12 protein-coding genes are annotated in these 15,417 nt (G+C 43.4%); 7 read left to right on the top strand and 5 right to left on the bottom strand.

Annotated elements, in window-relative coordinates:
* Positions 1–109 precede the first annotated feature (109 nt).
* A complete protein-coding gene (gene rnhA, locus AC805_RS12895) occupies positions 110–1,045 on the top strand; it encodes a ribonuclease HI (RefSeq protein ID WP_055075814.1) in 936 nt (311 codons plus the stop codon).
* A gap of 121 nt (positions 1,046–1,166) precedes the next feature.
* Here the strand turns inward: rnhA and AC805_RS12890 are convergent, their stop codons facing one another.
* A complete protein-coding gene (locus AC805_RS12890) occupies positions 1,167–1,739 on the bottom strand; it encodes a Uma2 family endonuclease (protein ID WP_055075813.1) in 573 nt (190 codons plus the stop codon).
* Between the two features lie 234 nt (positions 1,740–1,973).
* Here AC805_RS12890 and AC805_RS12885 point away from each other — a divergent pair, with 234 nt between their 5' ends.
* Positions 1,974–2,753, top strand: a complete 780-nt coding sequence (locus tag AC805_RS12885; protein ID WP_055075812.1) for a DUF4058 family protein — start codon at positions 1,974–1,976, stop codon at positions 2,751–2,753.
* Between the two features lie 49 nt (positions 2,754–2,802).
* Here AC805_RS12885 and AC805_RS12880 read toward each other — a convergent pair whose 3' ends face one another.
* Together AC805_RS12880 and AC805_RS12875 are read right to left on the bottom strand one after the other, a co-directional pair.
* The gene (locus tag AC805_RS12880) at positions 2,803–3,423 is read right to left on the bottom strand and encodes a hypothetical protein (protein WP_055075811.1); all 621 of its coding nucleotides are present in this window, start codon (positions 3,421–3,423) and stop codon (positions 2,803–2,805) included.
* Between the two features lie 78 nt (positions 3,424–3,501).
* Positions 3,502–4,701 (bottom strand): GNAT family N-acetyltransferase, encoded by a 1,200-nt coding sequence (locus AC805_RS12875; RefSeq protein ID WP_055075810.1) that lies wholly within the window; start codon positions 4,699–4,701, stop codon positions 3,502–3,504.
* Positions 4,702–5,577: 876 nt separating this feature from the next.
* Here AC805_RS12875 and tpiA point away from each other — a divergent pair.
* The 5 genes from tpiA (at position 5,578) to tuf (ending at position 11,003) form a co-directional block, all read left to right on the top strand.
* Positions 5,578–6,327 carry a triose-phosphate isomerase gene (tpiA, locus tag AC805_RS12870; RefSeq protein WP_072143612.1) on the top strand — a complete coding sequence of 250 codons (750 nt, stop codon included), beginning with the start codon at positions 5,578–5,580 and terminating at the stop codon, positions 6,325–6,327.
* Positions 6,328–6,546: 219 nt separating this feature from the next.
* Complete coding sequence (gene rpsL / locus AC805_RS12865) at positions 6,547–6,960, top strand: 30S ribosomal protein S12 (protein WP_009627792.1); 414 nt, start codon at positions 6,547–6,549, stop codon at positions 6,958–6,960.
* Positions 6,961–7,041: 81 nt separating this feature from the next.
* Complete coding sequence (rpsG, locus tag AC805_RS12860; RefSeq protein WP_009627793.1) at positions 7,042–7,512, top strand: 30S ribosomal protein S7; 471 nt, start codon at positions 7,042–7,044, stop codon at positions 7,510–7,512.
* A gap of 70 nt (positions 7,513–7,582) precedes the next feature.
* Entirely contained in the window at positions 7,583–9,664 is a 2,082-nt protein-coding gene (gene fusA / locus AC805_RS12855; RefSeq protein ID WP_055075808.1) for an elongation factor G, read from the top strand.
* 106 nt (positions 9,665–9,770) lie between these two features.
* Complete coding sequence (tuf, locus tag AC805_RS12850; protein ID WP_055075807.1) at positions 9,771–11,003, top strand: elongation factor Tu; 1,233 nt, start codon at positions 9,771–9,773, stop codon at positions 11,001–11,003.
* Between the two features lie 150 nt (positions 11,004–11,153).
* On the opposite strand, the gene AC805_RS12845 is transcribed toward tuf, so the two are convergent.
* Positions 11,154–14,318 carry a SpoIIE family protein phosphatase gene (locus tag AC805_RS12845; protein ID WP_055075806.1) on the bottom strand — a complete coding sequence of 1,055 codons (3,165 nt, stop codon included), beginning with the start codon at positions 14,316–14,318 and terminating at the stop codon, positions 11,154–11,156.
* Between the two features lie 406 nt (positions 14,319–14,724).
* The gene (locus AC805_RS12840; protein ID WP_055075805.1) at positions 14,725–15,228 is read right to left on the bottom strand and encodes a pentapeptide repeat-containing protein; all 504 of its coding nucleotides are present in this window, start codon (positions 15,226–15,228) and stop codon (positions 14,725–14,727) included.
* Between the last annotated feature and the right edge of the window lie 189 nt (positions 15,229–15,417).

The raw sequence follows: 15,417 nt of genomic DNA, 5'->3' as shown, positions 1-15,417 counted from the left end.
AACATCAAACCCAATAGAGAGTTGCGGCGCTTCGCGCCGCAACTCTCTATTGGGTTTGATGTCCTGACTTCAGTGAATATATCCATAAATTCAAAACAAATTCAAATCCATGACAAGCAAAATTTATTTAAAAGGGGTTAAAGCCTATGGCTATGTGGGGTATTTGCCTGAAGAAAATGTATTAGGACAATGGTTTGAAGTGGATGCAACCCTATGGGTAGATTTTGAAAAGGCGACTCATAATGATGACATTGAAGATACCGTCAATTATATTTCCTGCATTCGCAAGATTGAGAACCTCACGCAAACGCATAAATTTAAGCTGATCGAGCGTTTAGCTGGTGCGATCGCCGATAGCCTCCTCGAAGATACTAAAATTACTCAAGTTGAAGTAAAAATTATCAAGCATCCACCAATTCCCAATTTCCTCGGTTCTGTTGCCGTCGAAATCGTGCGATCGCGCGATCGAATCTCATCGACAAATGCTGCAAACCAACTACAAGCAACCGCTGAATCTCCATCGAAAGCTAGCCCCAAAACAAAAGCAATCAGTGATTCCCCAATCTCCAATTCCCAATCCCCAATTCCCGATTCAGCCCCATCGAAAATCATCAGCATCCATACCGATGGCGCTTGCTCTAAAAATCCAGGTCCTGGTGGCTGGGGTGTAGTCATCCATTTCGATGATGGTAGTACCAAGGAAATCGGTGGCGGGATTCGCGAAACTACCAATAATCAAATGGAGCTGCAAGGGGCGATCGCCGCCTTAGAATTTCTCGCTACTCACAAGCAATCTACCCCTGTCGATCTTTATACCGACAGTAAATATGTCCTCGATGGGATCACTAAATGGATTAAGGGCTGGAAAAAGAATGGCTGGAAAACTAAGGACAATAAGCCCGTCAAAAATCAAGAACTTTGGCAACAACTCGACCCTCTCAATTCATCGAATATTCGATGGCATTGGGTAGAGGGACATTCTGGTGATCCTGATAACGAGAGATGCGATGCGATCGCCCGTAGTTACACCGCCAAATATGCCTAAAACAAAAGAGACTCGCTACGCGAGTCTCTCTAATATTTTTGTTTGTGACGATATCTTAAAAACAGCTTTGCAAAAGCTTAGCTAAACTCCGACAAATCCCAAGAAATATCGTTTGTTTGCTTTAAACATATTTTTCTGCAAAAGCTGTCATCGCATCTAACTGTGAATCCATCAACAAACATTTTTCCAAATGCTCAATGTTTAACTCAGGTAGCCATTCACTGCGATCGCTTTGTAAATATTCACCGTCAACTAATCGATAAATGCTAATTTTGCCATCTACCCAAAACCAAACTTCTGGAATACCCCTTAATTGATATTTCCTTAACTTTTTAACACTTCCGCTAGTAACAACAATTTCAATACATAGGTCAGTCTTTGCAGGATCATTACCAAAAGCAAAGGACAAATCAGCCTGAAACTCAAGACTAGGTTCAATTTTTTGGGTATAAGCACCTGTTGATGTAAAGCGGATGCGTTTGGTGACGAAATAAGAAATTAGTAAAGCCCCAAGAAGACTGGATATCATTTCATGATGCAAACCAATACCCATAATTTCTAGTTCTCCCTCACAATAAGTCATCCGCACTCCACCGATTTCTTCAAATGCGGATTGCAAAGTTTTAAACTGTTCCCAAGTGACAGCCCATTTAACGAGATATTGGTTTTCTTCCTTAGCTAAAGTCTGGATCATCGCTTTACCCTCGCTGCTGAGTGTTTTCAGTATAACCAATTAATACCAATTGCCTAATGTGAGACTGCACTTCTGCTAAAAACAAAACCTAATAGAGAAGATATCGTGATTGGCTTATAATCTGCCGATCTGAGGCAATATATGGGATATGCGATCGCCAAGATAAGATTGCCCATGTTAGAATTTCTGCTAAGCTCTACCAGAAAATTGTAGATAAAAAGAGGATCGCTAAAAATGCCATCACCCTTCCCTGGCATGAATCCTTATTTAGAAAACCCCGAATTATGGTCGGCTGTTCATAGTCGATTAATTGTAGCGATCGCTGATGCCCTCGCTGACACCCTTAGCCAAGACTATCGCATTGAAATCGAGAAGCGCACCTATTGGAGTGATGAAACGGGAGACGATCTGCTAATTGGGATACCTGACGTTTCTTTGCTTAGTCGAAGTAAAACAAGCAGCGAAAAAGATAGTGCAACCGCAGTTGCCGAACGCGCAGCGATCGCCCCAACTCGCATTCTCTTGCCAACATATGAGGAAATTAGCGAACGCTATCTAGAAATTCGTGAAGTCCAAACTGGAAAAGTAATCACAGCAATCGAGATACTTTCCCCTAAAAACAAAAAGACAGGTGAGGGACGTGAAGCTTATCTCCGCAAAAGAAGGCGAGTTTTACAAACTCAAACTCATTTTATTGAAATTGATCTTTTAAGAACTAATCCCTCCTTTTTACAAGGACAACTTCCTCCTTCTGATTATCATATTTTGGTCAGTCGTAGCCACGAGCGCCCTGCTGCTGATTTATATGCTTTTTCAATTCGCGATCGCATTCCTAATTTCCCGATTCCGCTACGCTTAGGTGAATTAGAACCAACACTAGATCTGCAAATTTTAGTGGATCAGGTTTATCAGCGCGGACGTTATGACTTAGCGATCGACTATTCTCAACCGACGCAACCACGTTTTAGTAATAAAGATGAAATTTGGGCAAACAGTTTAATCAAAAATAGTTAGTGTCTATTCATTAGCGATCCAAATTAGGTCGATCCAGTGCCAATATCAACTATCCTGAAAAATCCATTACTAAGTCATAACTAATACTAGCAATTGCCATATTATATAACTGAAGAATTAGCATTTTTTCGTACCCGAATAAATCATCTTCATCAAACATCTTAACTATTAGGCAATCTATTTCATCATCAGAAAGAATAAATTCATAAGTGACATATTTCCCCAAGTCAAAATCAAGCTTAGAAGCTATTTCTTGCAATTCGTCACGAAGATTAAAGCTAGAACCGAGACCCCATAAATATGAGCTTGCTAAATTAATTTCCTTGAAATCTATTGGGAGATAGCAACCAAAAAAATGTGGATGGCATATCAAATGTGAATCACCTTTAGCTCTATATTCCATCAATAATTCTCTTTGTATTTCTGGATTATCATAAATATCGTCGTATTCTAAGCTTATTCCTTCTCTGATCTTAACCAATAGATATTTTAAATCATTAAAATGACGACTTTTCCACGATGATAAAGCAGGCATTTTTATGCTCTTAAGATGTGGTTTAGGCGAATACTTATAAGCATCAAGACCATAATATTTGAATAAAAGATCGTCTCCGCTAAAACGCTTTCGATCCTCGTATCTGTGTCCTATAAGACGAACACTTATAGACATATAGAACCTAATTGAATAATTTATAATTTACCTATGACTACTTGATTTTAAACGAAGAAATATCAGGGGAGGTCTTTTTTAGACATGAAGATTGGGTGGGGCAAAATCAAAGGGCAATTCATTATTAATCGCTTGAATTTGTTTTGCTTCATAGGAATTTACCTCATTAATATGAGGAATTAAAATTTGCTTGAGCCGATCGCGATAAAAGCGATGCAAACTGTAATTTGGAGTCGCAGGAAATCCGCGCCGCTTTTTATGTTGACCACCTGCCCCTGGATCAAAGCGTTTAATTCCCTGTGCGATCGCCCATTCGATCGGCTTGTAATAGCAAGCATTGAAATGTAAACAATCAATTTCTTGGACACAGCCCCAATAACGCCCAAAAAGTTGATCATCTTTACGAATGCAAAAAGACATGCCCACAGGTTGCGGATGATTCTCGATTTCACCTGCCACGAATACAAGGCGATCGCGAAAATTATGGGCAAGATTTTCAAAAAACTTGCGATTTAGATATTTGCTGCCACCCCAAAACTTATTGCAATGATCGTTATATAACTCATACATATAGCCATAGAAGTAATGGGGAATTTCTTCACCCGTATAAACCTTCATCGTAATCCCCGTACTTTCAACGGATTTACGTTCGCGTTTAATGTTGCGTCGTTGATTGGCATTGAAATTTTTTAAATAGTCATCAAAATCCTTAAACTCCTGATTTTCCCACACATAGCTGTGGTGCATCCAAGTTGTGAAACCGCGCGACTCTAGCTCATGCTTCCAACTAGGATCGACATAGAGAAAGTTACAGCCTGACATTTGATGCCTGTCGCACAGGCGATCGATTTCCACTAACATCAGATCGTAAATTTTTGACAATTCATTGGGATTATCCTGTAAATCAGGATGCACCAAAAATCGATAGCCCACCGCAGGCGTAAAGGGAGCCATTCCCAATAATTTCGGATAATACTCAATCCCCAGCCGATAAGATAAATCCGCCCATTGATGGTCAAACACAAACTCGCCTTGACTATGCCCCTTTAAATACAAAGGCGCAGCCGCCACCAATACATCCCCTTGCCAGACTAATAAATGACTCGGCAGCCATCCCTGCTGTGCGATCGCACAGCCCGAAGACTCCAGATTTGACAACCATTCCCATTCAAAGAAAGGGGTTGCCAAAGGTTTTGCCAGAATATTCCATGATTCAGCCTTGACCTTATTAACCGTATCTACCCAAGTCATCGTATAAAGCGGAGATTTTTGCAGCATAGTCAAAGTCTTGGCAGTATTGAAGTAGATTGCTTGTTAAGCTCAGTATACATAGCTTAACAAATGCCAGCCTAAAAGTCAGAACCCTAAAAGGCAAAACTCAAGCTGCACAATCATTCAGGCTTTTTGCTTGTTTTTTGGGTTTTAAATAACCAAGGATTCTATGAATATATGTAAACAAATAGTGTTGTAGAACACCACCTGCGTTAATGTATTTACATGGCACAAGAGACAAAGCAACTCAATCCAAACGCAAACCCAGATTGGTTTTTGAAGTAAACATTTGAAAGCAAAAAGGAGAAGCAAAAAGGAAGAGTTAAAAGTCACATCGGATTGACGCTCTGTTGCTCCCCACGATTCCGCGATCTTTACGGGGCAGTGCTTATTCCAAAGATCGGTGTAGTTTTGATTGCTTCGATAGCCTGTATTGTTATTGGGGTCTCTTAATTTTTCTGGGCTTGTATGGGGGATTGACCTACCGCAAGGACAGGGTGAGACAAGCTTATGTAGTTAAAAAAGATAAGGGCTACAGCGTACAGTTAATCAAGATCAACACGTTCCAGTAAACCCCTAGTAGAAACTTTAATTGAATTATTATAAGACATGAGTCTAGCAGCCTTCTGCTAGACTCATTGAGTTTTAGACCTAATTTTTTGTCAAAAAGCAAAGATACTCTCTTCACAATTAATGTAGTTAGGCGCAATTAAATATAAAACCCAGAATCAAACCTGTAGCGCACGCTGTGCGTGCGCTACAGGTTTGATTCTGGGTTTTAATTATTCCCAGCTACTTACCTTTGCTTTTAATGAACCATTCTTCGGTAAAATAAACAACAATTCTTTATTTTCACGATCTTAACTCAGGGGTAAACGAGCATTGCGTAAAATCGTTATCGCTGGCAACTGGAAAATGTATAAAACCCAGTCTGAAGCCAAAACATTTTTCTCGGAATTTCCTGCCCACTTAAAAAATACCGCCCCCCAAGCGGCGATCGCCGATCAGCAAATCCTCATTTGCGTCCCCTATACAAATCTAGCGATCCTCCAAACAATCGTGCCAGCGATCGGTCAAGCAAATCTCAGTATTGGTGCTCAAAACGTCCACTGGTCAGAAAATGGTGCGTTTACAGGTGAGATCTCTGCGCCAATGCTCGTCGAGATAGGCATCAAATACGTCATTGTTGGTCATAGCGAGCGTCGCCAATTCTTCGGTGAGACGGACGACACGGTTAATAAACGTCTCAAAGCCGCTCAATCCTGCGGACTTACCCCCATTCTTTGCGTTGGCGAGAGCAAGCAGCAAAGAGATGCAAACGAGACAGAATCTTGGATCTTTTCGCAACTAGCTGCCGATCTCGTCGATATTGACCAAAACAATTTAATCATTGCCTACGAACCGATTTGGGCGATCGGCACAGGTGACACCTGTGCCTCTAGCGAAGCTAATCGTGTAATTGGACTAATTCGTAGTAAACTAGTAAACCGCGACGTTACAATTCAATATGGTGGTTCCGTCAAACCTGATAATATTGACGAAATCATGGCTCAACCTGAAATTGACGGTGTGCTAGTTGGCGGAGCAAGTCTTGACCCAGCAGGCTTTGCCCGAATTGTGAATTATCGTTAATCTTTCCTACATTTCTTTTTGGCAATACTTTGTAAATTGCAGCTTTGTAAATTACAAAGTAAATGTAAAAAAGCGATCGCTACAGTCGACATAAACATAACAAAGCCGATCAAACCTTTAAGCGATTGTTGTATACAATTGACTTTGTGAGATCTATTTTGTTATAGTTATGTGCTGTTGATTAGAATACACAGCCGCAGATATACCAAATCATCACTTATGCCCACGATCCAACAGCTCATCCGCACTGAGCGACAAACCATAAACACCAAAACAAAGTCTCCTGCCCTAAAAAGTTGTCCTCAACGCAGGGGAGTTTGTACACGCGTCTACACCACCACACCCAAAAAACCCAACTCAGCCCTTAGAAAAGTGGCACGGGTACGCTTGACTTCTGGATTTGAAGTCACCGCATACATTCCTGGTATTGGGCATAACCTGCAAGAACACTCCGTTGTGATGATTAGAGGCGGTCGTGTAAAAGATTTACCAGGTGTGCGTTATCACATCATTCGTGGCACCCTTGATACTTCGGGCGTAAAGGATCGTAAGCAAGGACGCTCTAAGTACGGTGCAAAAAGACCTAAGCCAGGTCAAGCTCCAGCCGCAAGCACTGGCAAGAAGAAGAAGTAAGAATTACGCTCGAAAAGGCTATCCCCCTAGCCATTTAGTAAAAATTAGCAATTCATTTTATAAGGTGAATTTAGTACCGCAATGTCTCGTAGAACGAAAGCTTCAAAGCGCATAACCCCCCCCGATTCGGTTTATAACAGCCGTCTCATCAGCATGTTAATCCGTCGTGTAATGTCACGCGGCAAGCATTCCGTAGCCTCCCACATCGTTTACAAAGCCCTTGACACCATTGGCGAACGCACAGGTAACCCACCCCTAGAGGTGTTCGATCGCGCAATTCGCAATGCCACCCCCCTTGTCGAAGTTAAAGCTCGTCGCGTTGGTGGTGCTACCTACCAAGTACCTATGGAAGTACGTACTGATCGTGGCGTAGCCCTAGCCCTCCGCTGGTTAGTTCAATATTCCCGTAGTCGTGCTGGACGTAGCATGGTAACTAAGTTGGCTAACGAATTGATGGATGCTGCCAATGAAACTGGTCAAACCATTCGTAAGCGTGAAGAAACTCACAAAATGGCAGAAGCGAACAAAGCATTCGCTCACTACCGTTATTAATCCATAGCTTACCTCGCTATACTATTCTTAATATAAATTCTCAATTCCTGATAAACAAGAGGAAACTATTGTGGAACGAACTATTGCCTTAGATAAGGTACGCAATATAGGTATTGCGGCGCATATTGACGCTGGTAAAACCACAACTACAGAGCGTATTCTTTTTTACTCTGGCGTTGTTCATAAAATAGGCGAAGTTCATGATGGGACTGCGACCACAGACTGGATGGCGCAAGAGCGCGAGCGTGGAATCACAATTACTGCCGCTGCGATCAGTACCAGTTGGAAAGATCACCGCATTAACATCATCGATACCCCTGGGCACGTAGACTTCACAATCGAAGTTGAACGCTCCATGCGCGTACTCGATGGCGTAGTTGCCGTTTTCTGCGCCGTAGGTGGTGTACAACCTCAGTCAGAAACAGTCTGGAGACAGGCAGATCGCTATAAAGTGCCTCGCCTTGTATTCGTTAACAAAATGGATCGCATGGGTGCGAACTTTTTACGAGTAAGAGAGCAAATCCGTGCTCGTTTTGGCTCTAATGCGGTTCCCATTCAACTCCCTATTGGTAGTGAAGCAGACCTAGTCGGTATTATCGATCTTGTCAAAATGAAAGCCTACATCTATAAAGATGAAATAGGTAAAGATATTGATGAAGTAGATATTCCCGCCGATCTAGTCGAACTAACCAATGATTGGCGCAGTAAATTGCTTGAATCAGTTGCTGATTCTGACGATGTTTTAATGGAAAAATATCTTGAAGGTGAAGAACTCACTGAAGATGAAGTTAAGGCAGGTCTGCGTAAAGGTACTTTGAGCGGCAAAATTGTCCCGATGACCTGCGGTTCGGCATTCAAAAACAAGGGCGTGCAATTACTCCTAGACGCGGTTATCGATTATCTTCCTGCGCCTAGCGATGTCAAACCAGTCCAAGGTTTACTTGCCAATGGTGAAGAGGCTATTCGCGAAGCCAAAGACGATGCGCCGATGTCAGCACTCGCGTTCAAGATTATGTCTGACCCTTACGGTCGGCTTACCTTTGTTCGTGTCTACTCTGGCATCTTGAAAAAAGGTTCCTACGCTCTCAATCCTGTCAAGAATAAGAAAGAGCGTATCTCACGCTTGATCGTTTTGAAGGCAGACGATCGCCAAGAAGTCGACGAATTAAGAGCGGGCGATTTGGGAGCAGTTTTAGGACTGAAAGATACTTTCACGGGCGATACCCTTTGCGACCTCGAATCACCAATTGTTCTTGAGACTCTGTTTATCCCCGAACCAGTTATTTCCGTAGCTGTAGAGCCAAAAACGAAGCAGGATATGGAAAAATTATCCAAGGCTTTGCAATCTCTATCTGAGGAAGATCCCACCTTCCGCGTGATGACCGATCCAGAAACCAATCAAACGATTATTTCTGGTATGGGCGAACTTCACCTTGAAATTCTTGTTGATCGGATGAAGCGAGAGTTTAACGTTGAAGCTAATGTAGGCGCACCTCAAGTAGCTTATCGTGAGACGATTCGTAAGACCGTTAACGATATTGAAGGCAAGTTTGCTCGTCAAAGTGGCGGTAAGGGACAATACGGTCACGTTGTGATCAACCTAGAGCCTACCGAGCCAGGCACGGGATTTGAGTTCGTATCGAAGATTGTTGGTGGTGTAATTCCTAAGGAATTTATCAAGCCTTCTGAACAAGGTATGAAAGAAGCCTGTGAATCGGGAATTCTTGCAGGCTATCCTTTGATTGATGTAAGAGCGACCCTAGTACATGGTTCTTTCCATGATGTGGACTCTTCTGAAATGGCTTTCAAAATTGCTGGTTCGATGGCAATTAAGGAAGCTGTCATGAAGGCTAACCCTGTCTTGCTTGAACCAGTCATGAAGGTGGAAGTTGAAACACCTGAAGACTATATGGGTGACGTAATTGGTGACCTCAGCCGTCGTCGCGGCAACATTGCTGGTATGGACGATACTCCTTCTGGCAAAAAAGTCGAGGCAAGGGTTCCTTTGTCTGAGATGTTTGGCTATTCTACTGACCTTCGCTCGTCAACTCAGGGTAGAGCAAGCTTCTCAATGGAATTTAGCCATTACGAAGAAGTACCGAAAAATGTGGCTGAAGCCATCATTACCAAAAATAAGGGCAAAAAAGAGTAGTCCTTTAAAATACTCAACCAGCACTCTATAAACTAGAGTAATAATTACCGAAAATGCTCTATTCCGTAGAGTAACAATTACTAAATTTAAGGATAATTACGAAAAAATGGCACGCGCTAAATTTGAGAGAGACAAACCCCACGTCAATATCGGTACTATTGGTCACGTTGACCATGGTAAGACCACTCTAACTGCTGCAATCACCATGTCTCTTGCTGCGGCAGGTCAAGCAACAGCTAAGGCATACGATCAAATTGATGCTGCACCTGAAGAAAAGGCTCGTGGTATTACTATCAATACCGCTCACGTTGAATATCAAACCACTCAACGTCACTATGCTCACGTAGATTGTCCCGGTCACGCTGACTATGTTAAGAACATGATCACGGGTGCGGCGCAAATGGACGGTGCTATCCTCCTTGTATCTGCGGCTGATGGTCCTGAGCCTCAAACTCGCGAACACATTCTTCTTGCTCGTCAGGTTGGTGTGCCTCAACTTGTGGTTTTCTTGAATAAAGAAGACCAAATGGAAGGTGAAGAAGAACTAGTCGAACTCGTTGAACTCGAAGTTCGCGAATTACTCTCCTCCTACGACTTCGATGGTGACAATATTCCCATTACCCGTGGTTCTGCATTGAAAGCAGTTGAGCAAATGACTGGAGCCCCTAAGACCCAACGTGGAGAAAATCCTTGGGTTGATAAGATCTGGTCTTTGATGGATTCCGTTGACTCCTACATCCCTACTCCCGAACGTGCCGTAGATAAGGACTTCTTGATGGCAGTAGAAGATGTGTTCTCCATTACTGGTCGTGGCACCGTTGCAACTGGTCGGATCGAACGTGGAAAAGTTAAGGTCGGCGATATCGTTGAACTCGTTGGTCTTGGCGATACTCGCACCACCACAGTTACTGGTATCGAAATGTTTAAGAAGAGCCTAGACGAGGGTCTAGCTGGAGACAATGCTGGTTTACTGCTTCGCGGTATTCAGAAGGCTGATATCGAGCGCGGTATGGTTTTGGCTAAGCCTAAGTCCATCAAGCCTCACACCGAATTTGAAGGTCAGGTGTATATTTTGACCGAGAAAGAAGGTGGTCGTAAGACTCCATTCTTCCCTGGTTACCGTCCTCAGTTCTACGTACGTACAACTGACGTAACTGGAACCATTGCTAGCTTCACCGCTGATGATGGTAGCGATGCTGAAATGGTAATGCCTGGCGATCGCATCAAGATGACCGTTGAGTTGATTAACCCCATCGCGATCGAAAACGAAATGCGCTTCGCTATCCGCGAAGGCGGACGTACCGTTGGATCTGGTGTTGTAACCAAGATCATCAAATAGTTAACTCTTAGTTTTCTAACAAAAAAACCTCGCCAAGCGAGGTTTTTTTGTTAGAAAACGCTTTCGTGAATTTGGTATAAAAGCCAAAAGAGGGTCGCCGCGCAGAGCGCGGCGACCCTCTTTTGGCTTTTAATTTTGTCTGACGTTTGCTTAGGATGGAGGTGTGGATTTAAGGTACTTGTATAGCCAACCGCATCCACCAAGACAGGTGCGTTTATCCTCTTCGGAAACATTAATATTCGTTCTTAAATATTCTTGTAACCATTGACAACCTCGCATCAACAGATTTTCGAGATCGAGATTCCACATGATGATTTTGCGATCTTCGCCCGAAGATACCAAGATTTTGCCGTTAGGACTAAAACAAACACTCCGTACGGGACCTTGATGTCCGTTAAAAGTTCGTAAAAGAGTGCCATCACCACTCCAAAATTGAATGGTCGAATCTTCACTGGCAGATACTATGGACTTGCCGTCAGGGCTAAAACATACACTGGTGACTTCGGCGCTATGACCATTTAAGGTTTTAATCAATTGACCTTCGATGCTCCAAAGTTTCACACTCTGATCCATACTGCCGCTAGCAATCATTGTGCCATTGGGGTTAAAACAAACAGTGTAGACTTCAGCACTATGCCCATCGAGAGTTCCCAGCAGCGTCCCATCCCAACTCCAGAGGTTGATCAGCTTATCTTTGCTGGCGGATGCGAGCATACTGCCGTCAGGACTGAAATCAATGCTGTAAACTTCCGCCGTGTGACCTGTTAAGGTTTGTAGCCATTTGCCATCGGCACTCCACACTCGAATCGTGCCATCGGCGCTACAGGAAGCAAAAACCTGTCCATCACAGCGATAAACCACTTTATAAATTTCCGCACGATGGGCGGAGATCGTGTCAATCAGCGTGCCATCCGTTCGCCAAAGCTTAATGCTAGCATCGGCGGCACAGGTCAGAATCGTCGTACTATCGGGACTAAAGGTAACGCAGTTAACCTTGTCATTGTGCCCTTCTAAAACCGCCTCCAGCGTACCATTAGCGTTCCAGAGATTAACGGTTTTATCTTTACAGGTGGAGGCTAGGTACTTAGAATTTGGACTGACGGCAATCGAGAAGATCTCATCGGTATGTCCCATGAGCGTTCTCAAGGGGGTACCCCGAATCGCCCAGAGCTTGACGGTGGTATCTCTACTGGCGGAAGCAAGGGTTTTGCCATCGGGACTAAAGGCAATGCTGTGGACGACATCACCATGTCCTTGGAAGGTATACTGTAAGCCCTGTTCGATATCCCACACTCGAATCGTGCGATCAAATCCACTGGAAGCGATCGTGTGGTTATCATTGCTAAAGGCGACGCTCCATACTTTATCGGAATGTCCATAGAAGGTTTTTATTAACACTCCGTCCGAGCCCCACATCTTGACTGTGCGATCGCGACTGCCAGAGACGATCGCTAATCCGTTGGGCGCATAGGCGACACTTTCGACAAAACTATCATGTCCCCGTAAATGGCGAATTGGTACGCCCATAATGTTCCAAATAATCAGATTGCGATCGGCACTACCTGAAATTAGGGATTTACTATTGGGATGAAAAGCAACACAAGTGACCCAGCGATCGTGTCCACCGCGCAACGTCCGAATCACCGTACCATCACTTTTCCATAGTCTGACAGTCGTATCTTCACTTGCCGAGGCAATCATCTCGCCATTGTGGCTGAAGCATACATCTAAAACGGGACCCTCATGACCTTTGAGGGTCGCTATGGGCTGAGCGGCAAAGCTGCCGCTAGCATCACGCCGCCAGAGCTTGACCATATTGTCCCGACTTCCAGACACCAACATATTGCCATCGGGACTAAAGGCAACACTGGTGACCCAGTTTGTATGACTGGTTAATGTCTGGAGTAAAACGCCTGAGGCATTCCAAATTTTAATGGTGCGATCGCTACTTGCTGAGGCAATCAACTGACCATCGCGGGAATAGCCAACCTTATTTACCCAAAATCCATGCCCTTCTAAGCGATTGTATTCATGGGTTCCATAGACAACCTGCTCAAGGGCGGTAATGGCACGAATTTGGGTATTTGCTCTCAGGTTTTCGAGGGTATTGGCATCCACTTGGGTGGTGAGGCGCTTGAGTTGAACGCCACCGATCACCCCCGCAATCATTGCTTCAATATGATTGTTGGAAAGGTAAAGAGCTTCTGAAGAAATCGTGAGCGCCACAATTTTTTCATTGATTTCACCCATTTCTGCGATTACACGCTGACGACGCTCGGAATCGAGGCTTTTCTCTAATTCTTGGCTGAGCTTTTCAAGGCGATCAGCATCGGCGGCTCTAGCAGCCATGAGTTGCTCGCGTTCGTTGATTCTTTGCGAAGCTTCTAAAAAATTCAAGTCGATGCGAGATAACTCTGGCTGGCCATCTGCCCAAGTTAAAGCTTCGGCAAGCCTAGTACCTCGCAGTAAAGCCGATTCGTCCGTTTCTTCCGAGCGCTGCCATGCTTGTAAGGCTTCTAAATAGGGACAGTTACGCAGTTCGGAAAAATGAACTTTTTGTTTGAGTTTGATGACTACAATCGATACGTCATCGTCGGGAATGTCCTGCTCGGTGAATTGATCGAGGGCAGTTTTTAGCCCCTGCAAAATGTCGATCGCTGAATATTGGGCAAGCTGAATGACTGTTTTGCGGAGTGGGGAGATCTCATCACCATTAGAACGTCCAAATTCTTCACCTTCAGGATTAGTCGCCTCAAATAGACCATCACTAAAAAAGATGGCGATATCACCTGCGTTCAACGATCGCATAGTGGCTCGATAGGTAGCACTATCAAAACGACCAAGGGCAATCGCTGGATTCACGACTTCCTCGCAAGTATTGGTCTCCGCTCGATAAATCAAGGGTCCAGGGATACCCGCATTACCCAAATGCAACTCGTAGGTGACTAGATCGATCGCTCCATAACATAGGGCGACGGCATCATCAGTGCGGCTTTTGCAAAGTAATTGATTTAAAGAATTCAACATGGACGCAGGGTTTTGGAGCCGACCTTGCTGTCCATAGGCATCCAGTTGCCCTTTAAACAATGCTGCGTGAATTGCCCCCGCAACTGACTTACCCGAAGAATCGGCGATCGCAACGGCTAAAGTTCCTGGTTGTTCTAAAAATTGGTAATAATCGCCACCAAGATCGACTGCCGTCCAAACTTCCGCAGCAATATCTAGCCCAGGGTAAACAGGCAAGCTTTGTGGCAATAAGCTTCTTTGTAGCAGTCTGCCACTTGATAGGTCATTGGAGGTTTCATTTAACTGCATACATTGATAGGCAGAGCGATCCTGAAAACAAATATTGTTAGCACAGATATCCAAGTATTTGTATCAGTCAAACCATTCATTTTAAGTAGTTTGCCAAACTTCTGTACTATACACAAGGAGAATCATACCCCCTAAGTTAGGTTAACTTAATACAAATATGACAACTGCTAACAAAGTTAAGACATAAAGCCCAGAAAGAAAAATAAAACTCCTCAAAGCCCTGATTTCTGGATGCCATTCGTTGCAATCGGTTTTTCAGTGTGATGGCATTGAAGAGAGCGAAAAAAGCTCAGTCAAATTTTTAATTAAAAAAAACATTCAAAAATAGCAATGTATTTTTTGATTAAAAAATTTAATTAAAAAGCTTCAGCCTAGAGTAAGAAGAACGTAGAAATTAGTCATATTCTTAGTCACATTCAAGGGTATCGCGGGTTAACCGCCCTGTGGTCGGGTTTTGCCCCTTAGCTAATTTGCAAAGCTTTTGCCGAATAGGTGTGCGTAAATCCACATCGGTAAAGTCGGCTCCCTCAATAATTACATTATTAAACGAAGTTCCATAGGCAAATGAGCCTTCGATCACGGCATTAGTTAAGTTAGCCTTGTCAAGACGAGCATTATCAAGGGTACTATAACTAAGATTTGCGCCCGTCAAGTTCGCTTCTTTCATATTAGCGGCAAAAAAACTAACTCCCTGAGCATCAGCATTGACAAAGGATGCATTGCGCAGATCGGATTCGTTAAATTGATAGCCTTGAAGCGATCGCCCCGAAAAGTTTGCTCCTTCTAGAAAGGCTTTTACATATACATCTGCCGAAACAGCACTAGCTCCAGCAAAAATCAGAGCCAGACATAAAAGTATATTGATAACTTTAAAGATAAAATTTCGTAACATAAAAGCTTGGATTTTCATGATCATTCTGATCGTACCAATTTCCTGAAGTGTTAATACAATTCACAGAGTTAAAAACTATAGCAAGACAGGTTTTGTTGAGGATTTAATATCCAAAAGATGAGTGGCGGTGCTTTGCACCGCCACTCATCTTTTGGGTTTTGATTTGTTTTATAGCTACCACCAACTGTATCAGGACATAAAACCCAA

Origin of the sequence: Pseudanabaena sp. 'Roaring Creek' (assembly GCF_001402795.1) — a bacterium.
Lineage (GTDB): Bacteria > Cyanobacteriota > Cyanobacteriia > Pseudanabaenales > Pseudanabaenaceae > Pseudanabaena.
The sequence above is the reverse complement of the archived record's forward strand: the minus strand, read 5'-3'. Positions and strand labels throughout refer to the sequence as shown.